Source organism: Plantibacter sp. CFBP 8804 (assembly GCF_014841225.1).
Classification (GTDB): Bacteria; Actinomycetota; Actinomycetes; order Actinomycetales; family Microbacteriaceae; genus Plantibacter; species Plantibacter auratus.
On record NZ_JACYTU010000001.1, the window covers coordinates 290,291 to 315,085 of the forward strand.

21 protein-coding genes and 1 pseudogene are annotated in these 24,795 nt (G+C 69.5%); 11 read left to right on the plus strand and 11 right to left on the minus strand.

All coding sequences use genetic code 11. The features are described from left to right. Positions 1 to 9: 9 nt before the first annotated feature. Both IFU11_RS01390 and IFU11_RS01395 read right to left on the minus strand, forming a co-directional pair. Positions 10 to 810, minus strand: a complete 801-nt coding sequence (locus IFU11_RS01390) for a glycosyltransferase family A protein (protein WP_192017962.1) — start codon at positions 808 to 810, stop codon at positions 10 to 12. Further along, positions 807 to 1,487 carry an esterase/lipase family protein gene (locus IFU11_RS01395; RefSeq protein ID WP_086473784.1) on the minus strand — a complete coding sequence of 227 codons (681 nt, stop codon included), beginning with the start codon at positions 1,485 to 1,487 and terminating at the stop codon, positions 807 to 809. Before IFU11_RS01395 ends, IFU11_RS01390 begins: the two co-directional genes overlap by 4 nt. A gap of 248 nt (positions 1,488 to 1,735) precedes the next feature. Here IFU11_RS01395 and IFU11_RS01400 point away from each other — a divergent pair, with 248 nt between their 5' ends. The 4 genes from IFU11_RS01400 (at position 1,736) to IFU11_RS01415 (ending at position 8,305) form a co-directional block, all read left to right on the plus strand. Continuing rightward, positions 1,736 to 3,283: a DUF3375 domain-containing protein gene (locus IFU11_RS01400; RefSeq protein ID WP_192017963.1), complete on the plus strand. Its 1,548-nt coding sequence runs from the start codon at positions 1,736 to 1,738 to the stop codon at positions 3,281 to 3,283. Position 3,284: 1 nt separating this feature from the next. Next, positions 3,285 to 4,130, plus strand: a complete 846-nt coding sequence (locus IFU11_RS01405) for a DUF4194 domain-containing protein (RefSeq protein WP_192017964.1) — start codon at positions 3,285 to 3,287, stop codon at positions 4,128 to 4,130. Beyond that, a complete protein-coding gene (locus IFU11_RS01410; RefSeq protein WP_192017965.1) occupies positions 4,127 to 7,507 on the plus strand; it encodes an ATP-binding protein in 3,381 nt (1,126 codons plus the stop codon). Before IFU11_RS01405 ends, IFU11_RS01410 begins: the two co-directional genes overlap by 4 nt. 75 nt (positions 7,508 to 7,582) lie before the next feature. Continuing rightward, entirely contained in the window at positions 7,583 to 8,305 is a 723-nt protein-coding gene (locus IFU11_RS01415) for an HAD family hydrolase (protein WP_192017966.1), read from the plus strand. A 33-nt stretch (positions 8,306 to 8,338) separates the two neighbouring features. On the opposite strand, the gene IFU11_RS01420 is transcribed toward IFU11_RS01415, so the two are convergent. After that, on the minus strand, positions 8,339 to 9,529 hold the full coding sequence (locus IFU11_RS01420; protein WP_192017967.1) for an MFS transporter: 1,191 nt from the start codon (positions 9,527 to 9,529) through the stop codon (positions 8,339 to 8,341). 203 nt (positions 9,530 to 9,732) lie between these two features. On the opposite strand from IFU11_RS01420, the gene IFU11_RS01425 reads away from it, so the two are divergent. Then, positions 9,733 to 10,056, plus strand: a complete 324-nt coding sequence (locus IFU11_RS01425) for a hypothetical protein (RefSeq protein WP_191941086.1) — start codon at positions 9,733 to 9,735, stop codon at positions 10,054 to 10,056. A 19-nt stretch (positions 10,057 to 10,075) separates the two neighbouring features. Here the strand turns inward: IFU11_RS01425 and IFU11_RS01430 are convergent, their stop codons facing one another. The 4 genes and pseudogenes from IFU11_RS01430 to zapE (IFU11_RS01440) all read right to left on the minus strand — a co-directional run. After that, positions 10,076 to 10,621 (minus strand): type II toxin-antitoxin system PemK/MazF family toxin, encoded by a 546-nt coding sequence (locus IFU11_RS01430; protein ID WP_371742688.1) that lies wholly within the window; start codon positions 10,619 to 10,621, stop codon positions 10,076 to 10,078. 98 nt (positions 10,622 to 10,719) lie between these two features. Then, entirely contained in the window at positions 10,720 to 11,949 is a 1,230-nt protein-coding gene (locus IFU11_RS01435; RefSeq protein ID WP_064293796.1) for an ammonium transporter, read from the minus strand. A gap of 198 nt (positions 11,950 to 12,147) precedes the next feature. Further along, the coding region (gene zapE, locus IFU11_RS20105; protein ID WP_244631613.1) for an AFG1/ZapE family ATPase at positions 12,148 to 12,446 on the minus strand (299 nt) is incomplete at its 5' end. 1 nt (position 12,447) lies between these two features. Next, positions 12,448 to 13,149 (minus strand): annotated as a pseudogene (gene zapE, locus IFU11_RS01440) (cell division protein ZapE); the annotation flags it as partial. A 136-nt stretch (positions 13,150 to 13,285) separates the two neighbouring features. Here zapE (IFU11_RS01440) and IFU11_RS01445 point away from each other — a divergent pair. After that, positions 13,286 to 14,188: a sulfurtransferase gene (locus IFU11_RS01445; RefSeq protein ID WP_192017969.1), complete on the plus strand. Its 903-nt coding sequence runs from the start codon at positions 13,286 to 13,288 to the stop codon at positions 14,186 to 14,188. Positions 14,189 to 14,271: 83 nt separating this feature from the next. Further along, entirely contained in the window at positions 14,272 to 14,706 is a 435-nt protein-coding gene (locus tag IFU11_RS01450) for a SufE family protein (protein ID WP_191941084.1), read from the plus strand. Between the two features lie 16 nt (positions 14,707 to 14,722). On the opposite strand, the gene IFU11_RS01455 is transcribed toward IFU11_RS01450, so the two are convergent. Next, a complete protein-coding gene (locus IFU11_RS01455) occupies positions 14,723 to 15,979 on the minus strand; it encodes an alpha/beta hydrolase family protein (RefSeq protein WP_079705892.1) in 1,257 nt (418 codons plus the stop codon). 25 nt (positions 15,980 to 16,004) lie between these two features. On the opposite strand from IFU11_RS01455, the gene IFU11_RS01460 reads away from it, so the two are divergent. From IFU11_RS01460 to IFU11_RS01475, 4 genes are all read left to right on the plus strand, one after another. After that, complete coding sequence (locus tag IFU11_RS01460; RefSeq protein WP_079002473.1) at positions 16,005 to 16,601, plus strand: DUF3000 domain-containing protein; 597 nt, start codon at positions 16,005 to 16,007, stop codon at positions 16,599 to 16,601. Beyond that, positions 16,594 to 17,841, plus strand: coding sequence for an HRDC domain-containing protein (locus tag IFU11_RS01465; protein WP_192017970.1), 1,248 nt, complete (start codon positions 16,594 to 16,596; stop codon positions 17,839 to 17,841). Before IFU11_RS01460 ends, IFU11_RS01465 begins: the two co-directional genes overlap by 8 nt. A 74-nt stretch (positions 17,842 to 17,915) precedes the next feature. Continuing rightward, complete coding sequence (locus IFU11_RS01470) at positions 17,916 to 19,121, plus strand: thiolase family protein (RefSeq protein ID WP_192017971.1); 1,206 nt, start codon at positions 17,916 to 17,918, stop codon at positions 19,119 to 19,121. After that, a complete protein-coding gene (locus IFU11_RS01475; protein ID WP_086473323.1) occupies positions 19,122 to 21,263 on the plus strand; it encodes a 3-hydroxyacyl-CoA dehydrogenase NAD-binding domain-containing protein in 2,142 nt (713 codons plus the stop codon). Between the two features lie 90 nt (positions 21,264 to 21,353). Here IFU11_RS01475 and IFU11_RS01480 read toward each other — a convergent pair whose 3' ends face one another. The 3 genes from IFU11_RS01480 to dxs are packed head-to-tail and all read right to left on the minus strand — an operon-like array spanning position 21,354 to position 24,731. After that, positions 21,354 to 22,331: an aldo/keto reductase gene (locus tag IFU11_RS01480; RefSeq protein WP_192017972.1), complete on the minus strand. Its 978-nt coding sequence runs from the start codon at positions 22,329 to 22,331 to the stop codon at positions 21,354 to 21,356. Further along, positions 22,328 to 22,711 (minus strand): MerR family transcriptional regulator, encoded by a 384-nt coding sequence (locus tag IFU11_RS01485; protein ID WP_056011194.1) that lies wholly within the window; start codon positions 22,709 to 22,711, stop codon positions 22,328 to 22,330. Before IFU11_RS01485 ends, IFU11_RS01480 begins: the two co-directional genes overlap by 4 nt. Positions 22,712 to 22,766: 55 nt before the next feature. Further along, a complete protein-coding gene (dxs, locus tag IFU11_RS01490) occupies positions 22,767 to 24,731 on the minus strand; it encodes a 1-deoxy-D-xylulose-5-phosphate synthase (protein ID WP_191941080.1) in 1,965 nt (654 codons plus the stop codon). Positions 24,732 to 24,795: the final 64 nt, after the last annotated feature.

The window sequence follows — 24,795 nt, forward strand, 5'->3', positions numbered from 1 at the left end:
CATCACTCGTCAGCGACGAAGCGAGCCCGGTGAACCGGTGCGCAGTCGTGTGCCGCGCTGGAGCCACCGGACGGCGGGCAGCTCCTCCGGCCAGTGCACACGCAGGGTGGTCCAGCCCCGACGCATCCGGAGTGCGAGTGAACCGGCATCGGTGAACGGGCGCATCGAGATCCCCATCCCGAGCGACCGGTCGTAGCGCACGCGTCGGTGGAGACCCAGATGGGCCGAGACGTCCAGATCGTCGTGCAGTTCCGCATCCTCGCGGTGCACCGCCTCGGCGATCTGGTCCCACGTCGTGCGCCGGATCGCACAGTTGGATCCGAAGATCGGGACCTGGGCGAGGGCGGCTCCGACGAAGAGCCGGTACGCCCCGAGGTAGAGGCCGGCGAGCGGTGCACGGAGCAGGCGCGGACCGTCGATGAAGACGGCGGGGCCGGTGAGTGCCGCAAGCTCCGGATCCGTCGCGAACGCCTCGGCGATCCTGGTCACCCAGTCCGGTGGCGGCACGCAGTCCGCGTCGAGTCTCGCCACGACCGTCGCGGTCGCGTGGTCGAAGCCGGCTGCGTTCGCCGCGGGGATGCCGGGTATCGGCTCATCGATGAGGACCGCGTCGTACCGCTCGGCGATGGCCGCGACCTCGGCGCGATCGCGACTGCCGTTGTCGACGACGATGATCGATGCGGGTCTGGTGTGCTGCGCGCGCAGCGAGCGCAGACAGCGTCGGAGGAGTGCGGCGTCGTCCTTCACCGGAACGACCACGTCCACGGTCACGAGCGGGTTGGCCGCGGTCTCGAGCGTCTCGACCGTCATGCGTCCCGCCCATCCGCCAGCAGCTGTGCCTCCGCGAACACCCGCGGGTGGGCGAGGATCCGGAAGTGTCCGCCGGTGTCGAGTTCCACGTTCTTGGCGCCGTCGAGTCGGCTGCCGCCCGGGATGTGCGGATCGAAGCGCCCGTAGACGGAGACGATCCTCGGATTGACGGTCGCCTCTCGGGAGAGCGCGAGGATGGTCGGGTCGTCGGGGGTGAAGATGCGCAGGCTCGGGAGGAGCATGAGCCTCGCGTACCGTGACCCGGCGAACGGCGCCGCCACGGCGAGCATCCCGGAGATGCGGGCTCCGCCGCCGCCGAGCGACATGACGTACTTGCCGACGAGCCCGCCCTTGCTGTGCGCGAGGAGGACGACGTCGCCGAGCCCGTTCGCCTCGAGGTAGTCGGCGACGAGTCGTGCCGCCACCGGGACCGAGCGGTCGTTGCGTCCGAGCGGGTCGATCACGTGCACCGGATGTCCGTCGTCGTGCAGTCGGCGGATGAGCGGCTCGAGGAACCGCCAGGTCTCGTAGACGCCCGGGAGGACGACGATCGGTGACCGGTCGCCGGACAGGAAGTCGTGCGGGTCGGTCCGGCTGACGAAGGCCCGGACCTGCCAGACGAGTGCGTAGGCGTAGTCGCGCGCCCACCAACCGAGCGTCCGCAGCGCCGAACGGATCACCGGCGATCACCGTTCGCGCGGCTCAACCGTCTCCCCGCAGGACCTCGGGGCATCGCTCTGTTCCCATGTCCTCACCGTAACCGGACCACCCGGCCTGACCCTGGACCTTGACAGCGGCCGGACCGGGCCCGGGCGGATCGGGAGCGTCGATGCACAGCGTGGCTCACCACGGGTGCGGTGCGCTGATAATCTGGCAGCTGCGGTGGCCTCGGGGTGTTCGTGTGCCCGGACGATCGAGGAGTGCAGTGGGAGAGATCGACGGAGAGTTCGGCCGCGTCCGGGACGCGCTGGAGCGTCCTGCGATCCGGCTGCTGAGCCGACCGACCGCACCCGCGGTGGTGGCGATCTTCCGGACCACGTTCGGTCGCGACGTCCAGTTCGTCGCAGCGGACCGCTTCCATCTGCAGGTCGAGGAGTACCTCGGCGAACTCGCGGCACGCGGTGCGCGGATCCCGGCCGGCGGTGATGAACGCGGCGGCGGACGGACGCTCTGCCGGGAGTGGGTCCACGACCAGTGGCTCGTCCGGACGAGCACCGACGACGGCGAGGAGCAGTACTCGCTCACCTCGCACGCGCTCGAAGCGGTGTCGCTCGTCGACGGCCTCGCACACGACCGTGCCCTCATCAGTGAGTCACGCCTGACCATGATCCTCGACTCGGTGCGCCGATGGGCGCTCCAGGCCGACCCGGATCGTGACGAGCATCTGCGTCGCATCGACGCGCAGCTCGCCGAGCTCCAGGCGGAACGCGAACGGGTCGCGGCCGGCGGCACCGTCGTGGCGGCGAGCGACGACCGGATGCAGGACGGCTACGCGAACATCGCCGACCTCATCCGTCAGCTCCCGAGCGACTTCCGCCGGGTCGAGGAGTCGGTCATCGCGATGCACCGGCGGATCGTCGAGGACTTCCGGAACGACACCCGTCCGATCGGCGAGATCCTCGACGACTACCTCCGGCGCACCGACGAGCTGATGACGGCGACGGCCGAGGGTCGGGCCTTCGAGGGCGCTTTCGAACTCCTCCGCAACGACGATCTGCTGCAGGACCTCAAGCGCGACCTCTCCACGATCCTCGACCACCCCTTCTCGGCCAGGCTCGGGCCCGCGGAGCTCCGTGGCTTCCGGGGTGCCGTCGGCATCATCCGACAGGGGATCGACGACGTCCTCGCGCAGCGTCGGCGGCTCACCGCGACGCTCCGCGACCACATCGTGCATCACGACGTCGTGCAGGACCGCGAACTCGACACGACCCTGCGAGCACTGAACCAGCGCCTCGGCATCTGGATGCGGACCGCCGGACCACGCGCGACCGTCGACCTGCCGCTCCTCCCCGAGACCATCGACATCGAGCACCTGCGCGAGCGGTTCTACGATCCGGACGTCGAGGTCGCTCCGCCGCCGATCGCGACGACCGTCGAACGGACCGACGGCGCGGCGATGTCGCTCGACACCCTCCGGTCGCAGGGCGGTCCGCTCCTCGACGAACTCCGGGCCGGACTTCTCGACGCGGTGACCTCTGGTGCCGAGGACGCCCATGTGGCGTTCTCCGGGCTCGATCCGGAACTCCGACGACCGGTGGAGCTCTTCGGCCTCGTCCACCTCATGACCCAGCTGGGCACGTACGACGAGCAGGCACCACGCCGTCGCTACGAGACGGTCCGTCCGGACGGGACGACCACCGCGTTCGAACTCCCGGCCTTCCCACTGGGTGAGGCCGGTGTCGCAGCGCTGACGCGAGCCACGACGACCACGACGACTGCTCCGGCCGACCAGGCCGGGCGCGGAACGGAATGACATGACCTCCGAGACGGATCCCACCGTGACGGCGACGACCGATTCGACGTCGGACGACCTGACGACGGACGGACTCGACGCCGTCGCACCCGCCGACGCGCCGGTCGCCGGCCCGGACGACGACTCGTTCGCCCTCTTCGAAGGGGACGAGGGACGCCTCGACGCCGCTCAACGTCGTGCGCTGGTCGCTCTGCTGAAGCACCGCTACGTCAGCCCCGCGCTCCAGCCTGCCGAGTGGCGGACGGTCCTCGAGTCCGAGTCGCTGCTGCGGTCCCGCCTCAACGAGCTGTTCCTGGAGCTCGAGGTAGACCGCTCGGCCGAGGTCGCCTTCAAGCGCCAGGCGGGCTCGGAGAGCGGGCGGCGTCCCTTCCCTACCCTGCTGCACGACACCAGCTACAGCCGCGAGGAGACGATCCTGCTCGTCTACCTGCGGACGCGTCTCCGGACCGAACTGGCCAACGGTGCACGGGCCGCGATCGTCGAACACGACGAGCTCCTCGGCTTCGTCGCGAGCTTCCGGCCCGAGCACGCCACCGACCGCGCCCGCGACGACGGACGCGTCGAGCGCGCGATCGACAAGCTGCTGACCGCGCGCGTCCTGCTGCGGACCAAGGACGCCCGCCGCCACCGGATCGCGTCGGTGGTGGAGACGCTGCTCCCCCTCGAGCGCCTCCAGGAACTCCTGGAGTGGCTCGAAACGCAGACCGCAGCGGTCGATCCGGCGTCCGAACAGCCGCGAACCGATGCCGACGCGTACTCGGACGACGAGCCCGACGGCACCGCAGTCGAGTCGCAGGAGTCCCCCGACGACCAGACCCAGCCACCAGCAGCAGAGGACGACCGATGAGCCGCTCCACGGACACCGACACCCTGCTGGACCTCGTCGAGCAGTGGCGCATCGAACGGATGCAGGTCATCAACTGGGGTGGGTTCGACGGGTACCGATCGGTCGACTTCGCCTCCCGCGCGACGCTCATCTCCGGCGCCTCCGGAACCGGGAAGAGCTCGCTCATGGACGCGTATCTCGCGGTCATGATGCCGTCGGACGTGCCGTTCAACGGAGCCTCCAACGACGCGGCGGTCGGACGGGCGCGGAATCCCGACCAGCGCAACCTGCTCACGTATCTCCGCGGCAAGGTCGACTCGGCACGGGACCCGCAGACCGGGGCGATGCGCGACATCAACCTGCGCGGCACGGATCAGCTCACCTGGGGTGCCGTGGCGGTGACGTTCCTCAACGACGACGACCGTCGCTTCACCGTCGTGCGCGCCTACCTCGTCCCCCGACGTGCGCTGCGCACCGGTGACCTGTCGATGACCATGGCGACCGTCGACGGGCCGTTCGAGCTCACGGATCTCGAGGCGTTCGTGCCGAAGCGGTTCGACGCCGGTGAGCTCCAGGGTCGCATCCCCGGATTCGTCGTCCGCGACACCTACGCGGAGCTGTCCTACACGCTGCACACCCGTCTCGGCATCGGTGCCGGTGGCGACGGTGGTCGGGCGATGCGTCTGCTGGCCCGGATCCAGGCGGGCCAGCACCTGCCGACGGTCGACGGCCTGTACAAGTCGATGGTGCTGGAGCGTCCGAGCACGTACGACGCGGCCGACCGGGCGCTGTCGCACTTCGAAGCGCTCGACGAGGCGTACCTCGCGATGGAGACCGAGAGCCGCAAGGCTCGAGTGCTCGAGCGGCTCGGTGAGCTGCGTCGCGAGTACGAGGACGGGCACCGGGCGGCGGCCGACCTCGAGCGCCTCGGCTTCACCGAGGACGGCACGACCCCGTTCACCGTCTGGCGCAGTCGCGCACACGAGGCTCTGCTCGATGAAGCGGTCTCCCGGAATCGGCGGGAGAAGCTCGAGGCCGGGGCCACGTTGGAGGCGGCACGGGCACGAGCTGCTGCCGCGGGTGTCCGCGTCCGTGAACTCGAGCGTCAGGTGTCGGAGCAGGGCGGGAGCGCGCTGCGGCGTGCCGAGGAACGCCGTGAGGCTGCGGAGGCGACGCACGCCGAGGTGGCACGAGCCAGGTCGCTGTTCGACGAGCGCACCGAGGTCCTCGACGATCCGATCGAGGACGAAGACTCGTTCCGGCGTGCGCTCGGCCGCAGCGAGGACTTCCTCGCCGACGACGACACCGCGCTCGACGCCATCGAGACCGATCGCGCCCAGCTGCATCGCGAAGCGTTCCCTCTCGAGGAGCGCAACACCGAGCTCCGCCGTGAGCTGCAATCGCTTCGCGGCCGTGACGGCGCGGTCCCCGATCGACTCCACCGGGCACGGCTCGCCCTCGCCGAGGCGGCCGGACTCGATCCCGAACAGCTGCCGTTCGTGGCCGAGCTCATCGACGTCGCTCCCGCCTATGCCGCCTGGCGTCCCGCGATCGAGGTCACCCTGCACGGTCTCGCGAGGACCGTCCTCGTCGACGAGGAACACCTCGACGCGTTCGGCCGCGCGATCGACGCGGTCCGGATCCCGGTCCGCCTGCAGTTCGAGGGTGTCCCGCTGCATGAGCCGTCCTCCCCCGATGCGGGTGACCCCGCGTTCATCTCTGGCCGTGTCACCTACCGCACCTCGCCGTTCAGCACGTGGATCGAGCAGCGCGTGACCTCGGACCGGATCGACGCGCGGTGCGTGGAGTCTCCGTCGGAGCTCTCGGGCGGAGGTCGCCGCGTGACCGTGAACGGCCAGCTGCGTGACGGCCGCCGCGGCTCCCACGGCGACACGGGCGGCGCACCGATCCTTGGCTTCACCAATGAGGCGCGGATCGCGTCGATCGAGGCGGAGACGGCGGAGATCCGCGGGCGACTCGAACTCATCGCCGGTCGACAGGCCGGCATCCAGCAGCGGCTGTCGCGTCGTGAGGCCGAGCGGGCCGCCCACCGGTACCGACTCGACACCGAGTGGGCCAGGATCGACGTCGCCGGTGCTGCGGCGCGTCGTGACGCCGCCGCGGCCGAGCTGGAGCGTCTGCTCGACGCCAGTGACGTCCTGCAGGAGCTCCAGGGCTCGGTGGCGGCCGCTCAACGCGAACTCGACGCCGCGAACGCCGAGCGGTTCCCGGCGGAGGACCGTGTCAGACGCCTCGACGAGGAGCACGGGGTCCTCGTCGATCAGCAGGACGCGGCGACGACGGTCATCGACCGCTTCGAGCGCTCCGAGGTGGAGGAGGTCTCCCCCGCCGACGTCGAGCGGATCGAAGCCGCGCTCGCAGCGGTGGGCGGCGTGCCGTCACTCGGCGGGTTCGGCGATGCGATGAAGCGGCTCCGCGCCCGGCTGGGTGACGAGATGTCGTCGGCCGTCCGCCAGGCGGAGCAGGCCGCGCTCGCACAGGTGCACGTGTTCGAGCAGTACCAGTCGATCTGGCACGACCCCAACCTCGGCACGACGCTCGAGTCCTACGGCGACTACCGGGCGATCCTCGACGGCATCCTCGGAACCGGTCTCCCCGAGCGCCGCCAGGAGTGGCGTCGCCGGTTGTCCCAGTGGAGCGGCGAGGACCTGGTCCCCCTCAGCAGCGCGTTCGACAGCGCCGTCGAGGAGATCGAGGACCGCCTGGTCCCGGTCAACGACATCCTGCGCGACCTGCCGTTCGGACCGGCGCACGATCGTCTGAAGATCGTCCTCCGCCGGGTGCATCGCGAGGAGGCCTCAGCCTTCCGGCGCGAGCTGCGCGCCCTGTCGAGCGAAGTCACCGCGAACCTCGGCGACGACGAGTTGGAGGCCCGGTTCCAGCGGCTCCGCCGGTTCATGGAGTCGATGCGCGACACGGGTGCCGGGTCCCAGTCGACCCGCGACCAGGTGCTCGACGTGCGCCGTCACGTCGAGATCACCGCCGTGCGCTACGACACGTCGGGGCAGGACGTCAGCGTCTACTCCTCGCTCGGCGACAAGAGCGGTGGCGAGACCCAGGAGCTCGTCGCGTTCATCGTCGGCGCCGCCCTGCGCTACCAGCTCGGTGACGAGGACCGGCCGCGTCCGAGGTTCGCGCCGGTGCTGCTCGACGAGGGCTTCATCAAGGCGGACTCGGAGTTCGCCGGCCGCGCGGTGGTCGCCTGGCTGCGGCTCGGCTTCCAGCTCGTGATCGGGGCCCCGCTCGACAAGGTGACGGCGCTCGAGCCCTACATGGACCGGCTCCTGTCGATCCGGAAGGATCCGGAGACCCGACACGCCTGGGTCGCCGAGATCGAGCGGTCGGCTCCGGTCGAGCCGCTCGAACGCGTCGGATAGGCAGGAGACCCGCCGACCCGCCACCATGCGCGGTGACCGATCCCTCCGGGTGCGGCGCTGAGCTAGGTTGCTGGGATGAGCGACGACAACGGTGGTGGAGCTTCCGGTCAGCCTGTGCGCGCGACGGGGCAGGCTGAGGCGCGACCGTCGCACCAGTCGGGTGTGCGCCCGAGCGCGGTGCTCCTCGACTTCCACAACACGTTGGCGGTCGTCCGGTCGGTGGACGAGTGGATCGACGAAGCGAGCGACCTGCTCGCGAGTGGGCCTGCACCGGGGGCGATCCCACGTGAGCGGATCCGAAACGTGTGGGTTGAAGCCAGGCGGCTGTTCCCGGCTCTGGACTGGGACCTCGACCCCACCGCGCATCGGCACGCCTTCGTCTCGACCCTGAGCCATGACGACGCGATACCGATCGACGTCGCCGAAGCGCTGTACGCGGTGATGCCGAACCAATGGGTGTTGAACGCAGGCGCATCCGACTTCATCGCCCGAGCATCAGCAGCGGGGACGCGTCTCGGGATCGTCTCGAACATCGCGCTGGACATCCGCCCCGCGCTCGAACGATGGGGTATCGCCACTGCATTCGACGCGGTGATCCTGTCCTACGAGGTCGGCTATGTGAAACCCGATCCGCGGATCTTCCGACTGGCCGCGGACGCCCTCGGCGTCGATCCGACGGACTGCCTCATGATCGGCGACTCAGCGCACGACGATGTCGGCGGTGCCGCCTTGGGGATGCCGTGCCTGATCGTGCCCCCGGACGGGACGTGGCGAGCGTTCGCCCTGGCGAGCCCGTAGCGAACGGCCCAGGCGAGCGCTGACACGGACGCGCTACGACGGCTCTTTCGACTTCGGTAGCGCGCACCCCGCCGCGAGAACGCAGAGCAGTGCGATGACCGGCATGCCGAACGTCAGCGCCGTGGCGAGCCCTGCGCTGGTCGCGACAACGCCGATTGCGACGGCACCGACAGCTTGAGCGATGTAGACCGTCAGGTACATCGTCGACAGAGCACCTGCCCGCTGTTTCTCCGGAGCTGCTGCCGAGACGAGTGAGAATCCTGCGGAGAACATCAGCCCGTATCCGAATCCGCTCACCACGCTGGCCAGTAGGAAGATCGGGAACGAGTGGTGCGCAGCCGCCGGGAGCAGGAGGACGGACCCGACAGCGGCCGCCGCGCCACCGATCAGACTCGCCGTTCGAACCCGTATCCGGTTCGCGACGAACGCGGCCGGAACCCCTGCAAGTGGCCAACTCGCGAGCGCCAGACTCGTGACGAACGCGTTCTGTGAGCCGACGAGTTCCTTCGCGATCTGGGCCCCGAGCGCCAAGAAGACACCGCCCATCACGAACGCGCGCAGCACGGTTCCAGTGCCGATGACGAAGGAGCGTCTACCCGCCACGGGGACATGGGGCCGCGTGGGCCGCCACGGTGCACGGACCGTCTCGCGTTCGGGCAGGAACCAGAGCAGCACCAGCGTCACGATGACGACGACGAGCAGTAGCGCGAAGGGCGCCCGCGCCGGGGCTGCACTGAATTGCACGAGTGCGCCACCCGCCATGATCGCCACCGTGGCACCGATCGATGTCGCGGCGGTGTTGACCGCACTCGCTCTGGCGGGACGCGCGGACACGTTGAAGTCGGTCAGGGCCGCGGCGGCCGCGCTCAGTCCGATACCCACACCGATGCCCTGTGCAGCACGGCCGACGAACAGCCACGGCAGCTCTCCCGCGATGAGGAACACGAGCGTGCCGAGGGCTACGACGCTCATACCGCCCAGGAGGACGCTTCGTCGTCCAAGCGCATCGGAGAGGGTGCCGCCGACCGTGAGAGCCAAGACGAGCGCAAGCGGGTACGTGGCGAAGAGGGCGGTCGTCAGCGCGGGGGTAGCGCCCCACTCGTCGACGTAGATCGGATAGACCATCGCGGGCGACCCACTCCCCCACAAGGACAGGCCGAGGACCGCCGCGACCACGATGAACGCTGTCCGGCTCGACAGACGGGCCGGTTCTCGTGACGACATGCAGCCAGCTTGCTGGGTGACAGGGGTATCGGCCTAGGAATTCTGCCGAACAGCGATATTGCACGAGCTCGGATCTCGTCCCTGAGCCGAGTACCGGTCCATTTCCACCCGCCTGGTGAGACAGCACTGCGGCGATTGTCCTGTCACATCGTCATCATCGGTGTCGCCTTGACATCCCCCAGAATCGAACATATGTTCGAATCATGTCCGATCGCCCCGCTGCCCCGCCGATCCGCATCGGCGAGGCCGAGTGGATCGTGATGCGAGAGATACCCGACCGGCCGGCCGGTCTCGTGAAGTACTTCGCGCCGAGCGGCGCTCCTGCCTACTTCCGCTGCGTCACCTGGGCTCCGCGGTCAGAGGACCGCCGACTGATCGGTCGGTTCGCGACGCTCGCCGAGGCGGAGCGTGCCGTACCGGGTGGACGCCGGTCCGCCGCACCGGCCACCCCGAGCTCCGCGGACGCCTGGGAGCACGGGCAGGTGCCGTGGGACGCAGCGCCGCGACGGAGCGACCGGTACGCCTGAGCGACCGGTCGCTGGTCGGTCAGCGCCACCCGTACCGCGAACGGAGCCCAGCGGCGACGCGGGCGAAGCGATCACGCGGGACCTGAGCCGCCTCCCGCCGCATCCCGTCGGGGTGCACGCGGAAGACGCGGTCGAGGTTCGCCCAACTCGGACGGCCGGCACTGTCCCATCCGCCGGTGCCGAGCGGCACGAACTCACCGTCCTGCGAATGATCCTTGCTCGTCAGCTGCACCGCCAGCACCCAGCCTCCGGTCGAGCGCGCCACGATGAGCACAGGACGGTCCTTGCCACGTCCGTCGCGCTCCTCGTACGGCACCCAGGTCCAGACGATCTCGCCGGGATCGGGATCGCCGTCGACGGCCGGGGCGTAGTCGATGGACACGGCGCCGACCGCCCGCGGATCGACCTCGACCGTCGCCGTCCGGCCTGAGCGTCCGGGTGAAGCGGCGGTGGTGGTCGGTGGCGTCGCGAGGCCGGCGGTGCGCACCGCACTGGAGGCGGCGCGAGTGGAGGGGCCCAGGAGTGCGTTCGCGACGCGGCGGATGATCGAGGTGAAGGTTGACACGCCGTCACCCTATCGTCCGCGGCTCCCACCGCAGGGAACGCCGAACGGGCGCCGTCCTGGTGGACGACGCCCGTTCGGCGAAGCAGAGGCGGTCGAGGTCAGTCGACGAGGGCGTACCCCTCTTCGCCGTGCACGGAGGTGTCGACGCCGGCGATCTCGTCCTCGTTCTTGACGCGGAAGCCGATCGTCTTCTCGATCGCGAAGCCGATGACGAAGGCCACGATGAAGGAGTAGACGAGGACGGCGAAGGCGGCGATGGCCTGGACCGCGAGCTGCTCGATGCCGCCGCCGACGAAGAGGCCGGTCTCGGTCGCGAAGAAGCCGAGGTACAGGGTGCCGATGAGGCCACCGACGAGGTGGATGCCCACGACGTCGAGGGAGTCGTCGAAGCCGAGCTTGAACTTCAGCTCGACGGCGATGGCGCAGACGGCGCCGGCCACGATGCCGAGGAGCAGCGCCCAACCCGGGGTCAGGTTCGCGCACGCCGGGGTGATGGCGACGAGACCAGCGACGGCACCGGAGGCGGCGCCCACCGAGGTCGCCTTGCCGTCCTTGAACTTCTCGACGACGATCCAGCCGATGATGGCGGCCGCGGTGGCCCCGACGGTGTTGACGACGATGAGTCCGACGTTCGCGAGCTCGTTCAGCCACTCGGCGCCGGCGTTGAAGCCGAACCAGCCGAACCACAGGATGGCGGCTCCGAGGAGGGTGAGCGGCACGTTGTGCGGCTTCGTGATGCCCTTCTGGAAACCGATGCGCTTTCCGAGAACCAGGGCGAGGGCGAGGGCTGCGGCTCCGGCGTTGATGTGCACCGCGGTTCCACCCGCGTAGTCGATGACGCCGATGCCTGCATCCTCACCGAAGAGCGTGGTGCCGAGGTTCATGATCCAGCCGCCGCCCCAGACCCATGCGGCGATCGGGAAGTACGCGATGGTCGCGAAAAGGCCGGCGAAGATCATCCAGGAGCCGAACTTCGCGCGGTCGGCGATGGCGCCGGAGATCAGCGCGATCGTGATGATCGCGAAGGTGGCGCCATAGGTCGCTCCCACGAGGTCGGTGTTCGCGGTCTCGCCGCTCGCGAGTGCGGTCATCCCGAAGTCGGAGAACGGGTTGCCCGCGAACTCCAGCGGGCTGCCGACGGCCGACATGTTGAAGCCGTAGAGGATCCACAGCACGCTGATGAGGCCCAGTGCGCCGAAGCTCATCATCATCATGCTGACGACGCTCTTCGCCTTCACGAGGCCGCCGTAGAAGAATGCGACGCCGGGGGTCATGAACAGCACCAGAGCGGTTGCCGTGACTCCCCAAGCGATACTGCCTGTATCCATTGGATCTTCCTCACACATCGTGGTCTTGCAACGGGTGCCCGAGATGGTGAGGACTGGCTGAGCTCGGCCTCGCCGTCCGACTCGGTACTGCGACCAGTCTGGGGAACGGAGGTTTCCGCACGACTGTCAGCGTGTTTCCGACGTGTTACGCGAGTGCCGCTCAGGTAAACAGCGTGTTTCGTGACCAGGTGGGGCCGATCAGTCCATCGAGGTGAGGGCGATCATGCGCGACATCGCGCGCAGGTACTTCTTGCGGTATCCACCGTTGAGCATGTCGCCACCGAACACCTCGTCGAGGGCCGTGCCGGTCGTGACCATGGGGATCTGTGCGTCGTACACCCGGTCGATGAACGCGACGAGCCGGAGCGCCTGGCCCTGGTCGGTCAACTCGTGGACGTCGCGGAGCGCGATCAGGTCGACGCCGTCGAGCAGTCCGATGAATCGTGAGGGGTGGACGGCGGCGAGGTGGGTGATGAGACCGTCGAAGGTGTCGACCGNCACCACGGCGTGTCCCTCGATGCTGCGGCGGCGGTAGTCGGTGCCGTCGATGCGGAGGGTCTCGAAGTTGGCGCTCATGGCCTGGATCTCGCGGAGGAAGTCGGCTGCGGCGAAGCGGCCCTCCCCCAGGGCGTTCGGCGGCGTGTTGGAGGTCGCCGCGATCCTCGTCCCGGTCGCGACGAGTTCCCCGAGCAGTCGGGTCATGACCATCGTGTCGCCCGGGTCGTCGAGCTCGAACTCGTCGATGCAGATGAGCGTCGCGCCCGTCAGCTGCGCGACCGCCGCCGCGTAGCCGAGCGCACCGACGAGGGCCGTGTACTCGATGAAGGTGCCGAAGTACTTCTTCCGACCGGGAGCGTCGTGCCAGAGCGCGGCCAGGAGGTGGGTCTTGCCGACGCCGAAGCCACCGTCCAGGTAGATGCCCGGCTTGGCCGCCGGCGCCTTGGACTTCCGCCGGCCGAAGAAGCCGCCGCCGCCACCGGCCTGAGGCGCGAAGAAGCCGCGGAGCTTCTCGACCGCGGCCGCCTGGCCCGGGAAGTCGGGATCCGGACGGTACGAGTCGAAGCTCGCCTGCTCGAACTGCCGGGGCGGCGTCAGGCTCGCGACGATCTCGGCGCCACTGACCGTGGGGACACGGTCGGTGAGGCTGCGGAATCCGGTCGGGACGGAAGGCGTGGTCACGGCAAACCTCTGGCTCTGCATGGGTGCTGGGTTACGGCGTCTGACGCATCGGTGCGGTTCGGTGGTGCGGACGGCGTACTGTCGAAGGGACAGGCTTCCAGCCTAGATGCACGACACCCGAGCCCCACCGCAGCCAGCTGCACGACCGGAGGTACCCATGACCGTCGACGCCGATTCGACCTCGACCAAGTTCACCGCCTACGCCCACCCCGAGCGCCTCGTCACGGCGGAGTGGCTTGAAGCGCACCTGGGTGAACCCGGTCTCGTCGTCGTCGAGTCCGATGAGGACGTCCTCCTCTACGAGACCGGCCACATCCCCGGCTCGGTGAAGGTCGACTGGCACACCGACCTCAACGACCCGGTCGAGCGCGACTACATCGACGGAGCCGCGTTCGCCGCGCTGCTCGGGTCCAAGGGGATCTCGCGAGACGACACCGTCGTCATCTACGGCGACAAGAACAACTGGTGGGCCGCCTACGCCCTGTGGGTCTTCAGCCTCTTCGGACACGAGGACGTCCGGCTGCTCGACGGTGGACGCGACAAGTGGATCGCGGACGGCCGGGCGATCACCCGCGAAGCCACGGAGCGCGACGCCGTCGAGTACCCCGTGGTGGAGCGCGACGACACGGCCCTCCGCGCCTACAAGGACGACGTGCTCGCCCACCTCGGCAAGCCGCTCATCGACGTCCGCTCCCCCGAGGAGTACAGCGGTGAACGCACCACGGCGCCCGCCTACCCCGAAGAGGGTGCGCTCCGCGCCGGTCACATCCCGAGTGCACAGAGCGTCCCGTGGGGTAAGGCGGTCGCCGAGGACGGCACCTTCCGGCCGGCCGAGGAGCTGGACGCTATCTACCGCGACGGCGCGGGCCTCGCCGAGGGCGACGAGGTGATCGCCTACTGCCGCATCGGCGAGCGGTCGAGCCACACGTGGTTCGTCCTGCAGCACCTGCTCGGGTTCGACAACGTCCGCAACTACGACGGGTCCTGGACGGAATGGGGCAGCGCCGTGCGCGTGCCGATCGTGCAGGGCGCCGAGCCAGGCGACGCACCGACGCGCTGAGCTCGTCCACCCACCGCCCTCCCGCACGGCTGCACTGTGCGGGAGGGCGGTCCGCTGTTCCCGGCTGCGATACTGGAGTGACCATGACCGATTCCCTCCTCGCCCCGAACCTCGCCGAGATCCGAGATGAGTTCCTCGCCATCGAGGAACGCTCACGGCTGCAGCTGCTCCTCGAATTCAGCGACGAGCTGCCGGACCTCCCGGAGCGCTACCGCGACCACCCCGATCTCATGGAGCGGGTGCTCGAGTGCCAGGCACCCGTGTTCTTCTTCGTCGAGGTCGACGAGGACGGCATCGTGCACCTGTTCGCCACGGCTCCCGAGGAAGCGCCCACCACTCGCGGGTTCGCGAGCATCCTCGTCCAGGGGCTCGCCGGACTCACCGTCGACGAGGTCCTCGCCGTCCCCGACGACTTCCCACAGATGATCGGACTCTCCCGGGCGGTGTCGCCACTGCGACTGCGTGGGATGTCGGCGCTGCTCGGCCGGACGAAGCGCCGCCTCCGCGAACTCGCCTGAGTCGTCGGCCCGTCGGTCAGTGCCCGGGCGGTAGCGGCACGAGCTCGTCGAGCCAGTCCGAGACCGCGGCGGTCCAACGCTCCGGGTCGTAGTTCCAGAGCTTCGTGTGACGGGCGACGGTGAACGGGACGAACGTCACGATGTCCGGTCGTGCGAGGGCGAGCGCCCGCGACGGCCCCGCCGGGACGTAACCGTCGTCGTCACTGTGCATCAGCAGGATCGGCAAGGCGAGGTCGGCGGCGTTGGCGACGTAGTCGAGCCGACCGAGATCGATGCTCGTCGCCTGCCCGGTCAGGAGGCGTCCCCACCGGCGGCTGATGGCGAGCAGGGCGACCCGACCGACCACGCTGGGGATCCGGTTCTCGCGGGCCTGGTGCTGCAGGACGTCCACCCAGTCGATGACCGGCGAATCGAGCGCGACGGCGCGGAGGAGTTCGGGGTGCGTCGTCCGCCGTGAGGCCTGGAGCACGATCGCTCCGCCCATGGACCAGCCCATGAGCACGACGTCGGCGGCGCCCTGTTCACGCACCCAGCCGATCGCGGCGTCCACGTCGCGCCACTCCTCGTCGCCGAGCGCGTAGCGGAAGTCCAGCGCGGGCGGAGCGTCGCCGTCGTTGCGGTAGGAGACGAGCAGGCACGAGTACCCGGCGTTGCGGAAGCTCGGCACCGCTCGGAGCGCTTCGGATCGCGTGGTCCCCCGGCCGTGCACCAGGACGGCCCAGCGGGTGGACGGTCCGTCCTCCGGGTGGATCGCCCACGCCGGCGCCGGCCCGAGCGGGGTCGGTACGAGCACGTCCTCGTGCGCGAGGCCCAGCTCCTCCGGGCGGCGGAAGAACCACCCGCTGAACTCGGCCTCCTGGCCGACGCGGAGTGCGTCGACGTCGCCGCCGAGGAGCGTCCGGACCACGGTGTGCTGCCGCACCTCGAGGATGTCGCCCAGCTGCACGTAGGCGGCCCGTCTCGTCACCCAGCTGCCGTAGCGGCCGGGGACGATCGTGTCCGGGGACGCGACGAGTTCGACCGTCCCGCCGGCACGGTCCAACCCGACGATGCGAGCCTCACTCGGGCGGTCCCGAGCCGGGACCACCACCTTGCGGGCGATGGTCGCGACGACGGCGAGCCCGAGGGCGCCGACGGCGGCAGCGGCTCCGCCGGCGATGACGATCGCATCCGTCGCCGAACCCCGCCGTCGGATGCCGGTGCTCGCCGCTCCTCGACCGCCTGCCTGCGACCCGGGTCCGCGTCTCCGCCCGGCGTGCCTCTGCCCATTCATCGGGATGTAACTCTAGTCTTCAGTCGTGGTAGAGAGTCCGACGACGGCAAAGGTTCCCGAAGAGTTCGCCCGAGCGGTGGACGCTGTTCGCGCTGCAGCCGTCCGGCCCGATCTGAGAGTCACGGAGATCCCCGCGCCGAGCAATCTCGCGCCGTTCGCCATCGCCCTCGCGGCCGACGTCTCACCGAGTCGCCACGATGCCGACTCCGACCTCGGTACGGGGCGGTTCGTCCTCCTCTACGACCCGGACGGCTCTGACGCCTGGGGTGGACGCTTCCGCGTCGTCTGCTTCGCCCAGGCGCCCCTGGAGACCGAGATCGGACTCGACCCGTTCCTGGCCGAGGTCGCCTGGTCCTGGCTCGTGGACGCCCTCGACACCCGTGGCGCCTCCTACCAGGCGGCGTCCGGCACCGCGACGAAGATCATCTCGAGTGGTTTCGGGGAGCTCGCCCGGCAGGGCGACGGCGCACAGATCGAGCTCCGAGCGTCCTGGACACCGCTGGAGAGCGACGTCGCGGCGCACGTGGAAGGATGGGGAGAGCTGCTGTGCATGCTCGCCGGCTTGCCTCCGACCACCGAAGGGGTCTCCCTGTTGTCCGTCAAACGAGCTCACCGTGAGTGACGCGGCGCCCGAATCAGCACCGCTCCTCCCCCCGCCCGCGCCCACCGCACCACGGGTCGTCACCGACACCCGCGAGGCCTACCTCGCCTCACTCGAGGTGCTCGCCGCGGGTCACGGACCGTTCGCGCTCGACGCCGAACGCGCGTCGGGCTACCGGTACTCCCAGCGGGCCTACCTCATCCAGGTCTACCGTCGCGGTGCCGGGGTCTTCCTCTACGACCCGCCCGCCATCGGCTCCATGGCCGAACTCGGTGCCCTGATCCAGGGTGAGCGGTCGATCCTGCACGCGGCCAGCCAGGACCTCGCCTGTCTCCGCGAAGTGGGCATCGATCCGAGCGAGCTCTTCGACACCGAGCTGGGGGCCCGTCTGCTCGGGCTGCCGCGTGTCGGGCTCGGCGCCGTGGTCGAGGAACTGTTGGGCATCCATCTGGCGAAGGAGCACTCCGCCGCCGACTGGTCGACCCGCCCGCTCCCCGCCTCCTGGCTCGAATACGCGGCGCTCGACGTCGAGCTGCTCGTCGACGCCGCGGAGGAGCTGGCAGCCCGCATCGAGGATGCCGGGAAGAGCGACATCGCGCGCCAGGAGTTCCAGGCGACGCTGGCCCGGGAGGCGAAGGCACCCCGCGCCGAGCCCTGGCGCCGCCTCTCCGGACTCCACGCCGTGCGCGGACAACGCAACCTCGCCGTCGCTCGCGAGCTCTGGGTCGCGCGTGACGAACTCGCGCAGCGCCGCGACACCGCCCCCGGGCGGCTCATCCCCGACGCCTCGATCACCGCGGCCGCGAAGGCCAACCCCAGCTCGAAGCGCGACCTCGCAGCGCTCTCGGACTTCCGTGGGCGCGCGAGCCGCACCGAACTCGACCTCTGGTGGAACGCGATCCACACCGGCCAGACCACCGAGGACCTCCCCGGTGCCCGACCAGCGAGCGACACGCTGCCACCCCCGCGCAGCTGGTCCGACAAGAATCCGGACGCGCACGCCAGGTACACCGCGGCACGGACGAAGATCCTCGCGACGGCGGAGTTCCTGACGATGCCGGTCGAGAACCTGCTCACGCCGGAGACGCTGCGCCGACTGGCCTGGACGCCGCCCGAACCACTCACCGTCGAGACGGTCGCCGCGGCACTCGCCGAGCACGAGGCACGCCCCTGGCAGATCGACGCGACCGCCCGGGCGATCACCGACGCCTTTGTCGAGTCGGCCCAATCCCCGGTGGAGCCTGACCCGGACGCTTCGTAGGAAGCGCTGCACCCGGGTGTCCACCCGTGTCTGCCGCCTAGGATCGGGGCGTACCCCGAGAATGAGGAGGCAACGTGGCCGAACAAGCCGACGTCGTATTCGTTGATGGAGTCCGGACACCGTTCGGACGAGCCGGCGAAAAGGGCATGTATTGGAACACCCGGGCTGACGACCTGATCGTCAAGGCGATCATCGGACTGCTCGAACGTCATCCCGGGCTGCCGCTCGACCGCATCGACGAGGTCGCCATCGCGGCGACGACCCAGCAGGGCGACCAGGGGCTCACGCTCGGCCGCACCGCCGCGCTGCTCGCCGGCCTCCCGAAGTCCGTCCCCGGATTCGCGATCGACCGCATGTGCGCCGGAGCGATGACCGCGGTCACGACGCTCGGCAGCGGCATCGCATTCGGTGCCTACGACCTCGTCCTCGCCGGTGGCGTCGAGCACATGGGGCGTCACCCCATGGGGCTGGACGCCGACCCGAACCCGCGGTTCCTCGCCGAGCGCCTCGTCAGTGAGGACGCGCTGAACATGGGCAAGACGGCCGAGCGCATCCACGACCGGTTCCCGCAGCTCACGAAGGAACGCTCCGACCGCTTCGGCATGCGTAGTCAGCAGAAGGTCGCGGCCGCCTACGAAGCCGGACGGATCCAGCCCGACCTCGTCCCGGTCGCGCTCCGGAGCGACAGCGGATGGGGACTCGCCACCGGCGACGAAGGGCTCCGTCCCGAGACCACGATGGAGGGGCTCGCCGGACTGAAGACGCCGTTCCGGCCCCACGGCCGTGTCACCGCAGGCAACGCCTCGCCGCTGACCGACGGCGCCACGGTGAGTCTGCTCGCCAGTGCCTCGACGGCGAAGGAACTCGGCCTCACGCCGAAGATGCGCCTCGTCAGCTTCGCGTTCGCGGGCGTCGAGCCCGAGATCATGGGCATCGGTCCCGTGCCGTCCACGGAGAAGGCGCTGCGGAAGGCCGGTCTGTCGATCGAGGACATCGGTCTGTTCGAACTGAACGAGGCGTTCGCCGTCCAGGTGCTCTCCTTCCTCGACCACTTCGGCATCGACGACGAGGACCCGCGGGTGAACCCGTGGGGTGGCGCGATCGCGGTCGGGCACCCGCTCGCGGCATCCGGCGTCCGCCTCATGATCCAGCTCGCGGCGCAGTTCGCCGAGCACCCCGAAGTGCGCTACGGCCTCACGGCGATGTGTGTCGGCCTCGGCCAGGGCGGCACCGTGATCTGGGAGAACCCGTACTTCACCGGCAAGAAGGGACGCAAGTAGATGACCGACTACACGACCATCGACTTCTCGGAGCTCGTCGCGATCAGCGGCGACGACGAGGTCGTGACGCGCTCCTTCGTGAAGGACGTCACCGTGGCGAGCGGACGCACGATCGCGCTCATCACCCTCGATAACGGACGCGACCACACGAGGCCGAACACGCTCGGCCCGGTCACGCTGCTCGAGCTCGACGGCGTCCTCGAGGCGCAACGGACCCGTGCCGCATCCGGCGAGATCGACGGCGTCGCCATCACGGGCAAGCCGTTCATCCTGGCGGCCGGCGCCGATCTGAGCAAGGTCGGCGACATCCCGTCCCGTGAGGTCGCGACCAAGCTCGCGCAGCTCGGCCACCACGTCTTCGGCAAGCTCGAGGACCTCGGCGTACCGACCTTCGTCTTCATCAACGGACTCGCGCTCGGTGGCGGACTCGAGATCGGCCTCAATGCGAACTACCGGACCGTCGACGCCTCGGCGCCCGCGATCGCGCTCCCCGAGGTGTTCCTCGGACTCATCCCGGGCTGGGGCGGCGCCTACCTGCTCCCGAACCTGATCGGCATCGAGAACGCACTCAACGTCGTCATCTCGAACCCGCTCAAGAACAACCGGATGCTCAAGGCGCAGGACGCGCTCGCCTACGGCATCGCGGACGTCATGTTCCCGTCCGCCAACTTCCTCGAGGACTCCTTGCGGTGGGCCGACGGGGTGCTCGGTGGCACGGTGACCGTGCAGCGCAAGAACGTGCCGGGCAAGGTGGAGCGGACGATCAAGTGGCCGCTCGCCATCAGCACCGCCCGCAAGATGCTCGAGAGTAAGATCGGCACGGTCGCGAAGTCGCCCTACGCGGCCCTCGACCTGCTCGAGGCCGCCCGCAGCGGCACGAAGGCACAGGGGTTCGAGCGAGAGGACCGGGCGCTGTCCGAGCTCATCGTCGGCGACCAGTTCCAGGCGAGCATGTACGCGTTCGACCTCGTGCAGAAGCGCGCCAAGCGCCCGGCAGGAGCGCCCGACAAGCAGCTCGCCCGGCGTGTCACGAAGGTCGGCATCATCGGTGCCGGGCTCATGGCGAGCCAGTTCGCGCTGCTCTTCCTCCGGCGACTCCAGGTGCCGGTGGTCATCACCGACCTCGACCAGGGCCACGTCGACGCCGGCGTCGCCCGGATCCACGGCGAGATCGACACCCTCCGTGGGAAGGGGCGCATCTCCCCCGACGAGTCGAACCGCCTGAAGGCGCTCCTGTCCGGCACCACGGACAAGGCCGACTTCGCGGACTGCGACTGGGTCATCGAGGCCGTCTTCGAAGAGGTCGGCGTCAAGCAGAGCGTGTTCGCCGAGGTCGAGCAGTACGTCTCGGAGCAGGCGGTCCTCGCGACGAACACCTCCTCGCTCTCCGTCGAGGAGATCGGGGCGAAGCTCGCGCACCCCGAGCGGCTCGTCGGCTTCCACTTCTTCAACCCGGTCGCCGTCATGCCGTTGCTCGAGGTCGTCCGCACACCCCAGACGGACGACGAGACGCTCGCGACGGCCTTCGCCACCGCGGCGAAGCTGAAGAAGAGCGCCATCCTCACCGCCGACGCTCCCGGCTTCATCGTCAACCGACTCCTGGCGAAGGTCATGGGTGAGGCGGCGCACGCCCTGGACGCCGGCACCCCGCTGCTGACGGTCGAACGTGCCTTCGCGCCCATCGGCCTGCCGATGACGCCCTTCCAGCTCATCGACCTCGTCGGTTGGAAGGTCGCCGCGCACGTGCAGGACACGATGGTCGGGAAGTTCCCCGACCGGTTCTTCGCGTCGGAGAACCTCCACCGGCTCGCCGGCCTGGACTCGGTCGTCGAGAAGGACAAGGGCGGCAAGGTGACCGGCTTCACGAAGCAGGCCCAGAAGGTGCTCGTCACGGGCGACAGCCCGCTCAGCGAGGACGAGATCCTGCGACGGGTCGAGGACGGCCTCGCGTCGGAGATCAAGCTCATGTTGGACGAGGGCGTCGTCTCAGCCGCCCAGGACATCGACCTCGGGCTCATCCTCGGTGCGGGTTGGCCGTTCCAGGACGGCGGAGCGACGCCGTACCTGGACCGCGTGGGTGCGAGCGAGCGTGCCTTCGGCGACACCTTCCACCACCCGCCCATCCGGGGCGTCCAGGCGTAGTCCGCGCGGTGTCGCGAGAGCGGGGTGTCCTCCACCATCGGTGGACGGCACCCCGCTCTCGTCGTTGAGGCTCGCTGCGGCTGTCGGACGTCAGCGGTTGACGGTGCTCATGTCCGGATACCGGTCGCCGGCCGGGAGACGGAGTGCATCGAGTCGAGCGAGCGCGTCGGTCGACAGGGAGAGCTCGTCGGCGCCGAGGTTCTCCTCGAGGTACGGGATCCGCTTCGTGCCGGGGATCGGCGCGATGTCGTCACCCTGGGCCAGCAACCAGGCGAGCGCCACCTGGGCCGGTGTCGCCTCGAGGGATGCGGCGATCCGGTCGACCTCTTCGACGATCGCGATGTTCGCAGCGAGGTTGTCCCCCGTGAAGCGCGGGTTGGCGCGACGGAAGTCGGTCTCGTCGAGCACGTCGAGCGATCGGATCGTGCCGGTGAGGAACCCGCGACCGAGCGGTGAGTAGGGGACGAAGCCGATGCCCAACTCGCGGACGGTCGGCAGGATCTCCGCCTCGGGGTCGCGGCTCCAGAGCGAGTACTCCGTCTGCAGCGCGGTGATCGGGTGCACGGCGTGTGCACGCCGGATCGTGTCCGGCGCCGCCTCCGACAGACCGATGTACCGGATCTTGCCCTCGGTGACGAGCTCCGAGAGTGCACCCACCGTCTCCTCGATGGGCACGCCCGGATCCACGCGGTGGAGATAGTAGAGGTCCACGACGTCGGTGCCGAGTCGGCGCAGCGATCCCTCGATCGACAGGCGGACGTTCGCGGCGCTGCCATCAGCGCCGAGCTGTCCGTCACTGGAATTGCGGATCGTCCCGAACTTGGTCGCGAGGGTTACCTCGTCCCGGCGCGAGCCGAGTGCAGCTCCGAGCAGTTCCTCGTTGAGGTAGGGGCCGTACATCTCCGCGGTGTCGAAGAAGGTGACGCCGAGGTCCAAGGCGCGGTGGATCGTCGCGGTCGACGCCGCGTCGTCGAGGGCGGCACCGGTGTAGAACGCGGACATCCCCATGCAGCCGAGGCCGATCCGGGCGATGTCTGGTCCGGCTGTGCCGAGTGTGATGTGCTTCATCGTGTTGCCACCTGTTCTGTGTAGAGTTCGATCTTGCGATCGATGACCTCCAGCGACTGCTGCATCTCCTCGAGGCGGGCCAGGAACGAGATCCGATGCCGCAGCAGCAGCTCGAGCCTCGCCTCGGCGGTGTCGTCACCGCGCTGAGCCAACTCCGTGTACTCGCGGAGCGTTGCGATCGGCATGCCCGTCGATCGGAGCCTCGTCAGGAACACGACCCAGGACACGTCGCCCTCGCTGTAGCGGCGGTGCGTCGATGAGCTGCGGCCGATCGGACGTGGCATGAGCCCCGCGCGCTCGTAGTACCGGAGCGTGTGGACGCTCAGTCCGGTTCGTTCGGCGACGTCGGAGATGGCGTAGCCCTCGTGGAGAGTGGTCATGTCCACACGATACGACTTCGAGTGCACTCGAAGTCAAGCGTGCCACAGCCCCCGCTCAGGCGCCGTGGGGCCTCGTCGTGCTCCGCTCCGAAGACGTGTCCTGCTCGACGCGGTCGTCAGGCAGTGGGCGGGCGACGGGGATCCGGCTGCCGAGGACCTGTGCCACGACGTCGCGGGCGATCTGCTGCGCTGTGAGGCCCGCATCCTCGAGGATCTGCTCGCGTGACGCGTGGTCGATGAACTCGTCCGGCACGCCGAGCTCGTCGACGGCCGTGTCGACGCCGGCCTCGCGGAGGGTCTGCCTGATGCGGGTGCCGATACCTCCGACGCGGATGCCGTCCTCGATGGTGATCACGAGCCGATGCGCCGCGGCGAGCTCGACGAGCGATTCGGCGACGGGGACCACCCAGCGGGGGTCGACGACGGTCGCGCCGATGCCCTGCTGGGCGAGTCGGTCCGCCACGTCGATCGCGATGGGCGCCATCGGGCCGACGGCGACGATGAGGACGTCCGGCTGCTCGGTCGTCCGGAGGACGTCGACACCGTCGTGCAGACGCTCGACGGCCGGGAGCTCGGCGGGGGCGCTGCCCTTCGGGAACCGGATGACGGTCGGGGCGTCGTCGATCGAGACGGCCTCACGCAGTTCCTCGCGCAGCCGCTCGCCATCACGCGGTGCCGCGATCCGGATACCCGGGACGACTTGCAGGATCGCGAGGTCCCAGATGCCGTGGTGGCTCGGTCCGTCGGGGCCGGTCACGCCGGCGCGGTCGAGGACGATCGTGACCCCCGCGCGGTGCAGCGCGACGTCCATGAGCAGTTGGTCGAAGGCGCGGTTCACGAACGTCGCGTACACGGCCACCACCGGGTGCAGTCCACCGAACGCGAGCCCGGCCGCCGAAGTGAAGGCGTGCTGCTCGGCGATGCCGACGTCGTGCACCCGCTCGGGGAAGCGTTCGGCGAAGGCGTGGAGCCCGACCGGTCGCAGCATGGCGGCCGTGATGGCCACGACGCGGTCGTCGGCCTCAGCCACTGCGAGCATCTCCTCGCTGAACACGGCCGTCCAGGACGGTCGGGACGCTGCCCCGACGGGCTCCCCGGTCTCGGGATCGATCACCCCGACGGCATGGAACTGATCGGCGTCGTCGTCGCGTGCCGGCTGGAACCCACGACCCTTCTCGGTGATCGCATGGACGATCACCGGTGCGCCGTAGTGCTTCGCCTGGGTCAGGGCCTCCTCCATCGCGTGGATGTCGTGTCCGTCGACCGGCCCGATGTACTTGATGTCGAGGTTGGAGTAGAGCGCCTCGTTGTTCGTGAGGCGGGACAGGAACCCGTGGGCACCTCCGCGGACGCCCCGATAGAGCGCGCGTCCCGGACCGCCGAGGAGGTTGAAGGCCCGCTGGCTGCGCTCGCGCAGGTCGCGATAGCTCCGGCGGGTCCGCACACCACTCAGGAACCGCGCCATACCGCCGATGGTCGGCGCGTACGACCGGCCGTTGTCGTTGACGATGATGACGAGCCGGCGGGTGTTGTCGTCGCTGATGTTGTTGAGCGCCTCCCACGTCATGCCACCCGTCAGTGCGCCGTCGCCGACGACCGCCACCACATGGCGCTCGTCCTGCCCGGTCATCTGGAAGGCGCGGGAGATGCCGTCCGCCCAGCTGAGCGAGCTCGAGGCGTGCGAACTCTCGACGATGTCGTGCTCGGATTCGGAACGCTGCGGGTAGCCGGCGAGACCGCCGCGGGTCCGGAGTCCGGAGAACTCCTGACGGCCGGTCAGCAGCTTGTGCACGTAGGACTGGTGTCCGGTGTCGAACACCATCGGATCCGTCGGGGAGTCGAACACCCGGTGCATCGCGATCGTGAGCTCGACGACGCCGAGGTTCGGACCGAGGTGTCCGCCGGTCTTGGAGACGTTGGCGATGAGGAAGGCACGGATGTCGCCGGCGAGTTCGACGAGTTCCGCCTCGGAGAGGCCGTCGAGGTCCCGGGGTCCGTTCACCTGATCGAGCACTGTCACGCTGTCGTCCCTCCACCGTGGGCCGACCGATCGCTCGGAGCCCGTCTTTCGAGTGTACGCGTCG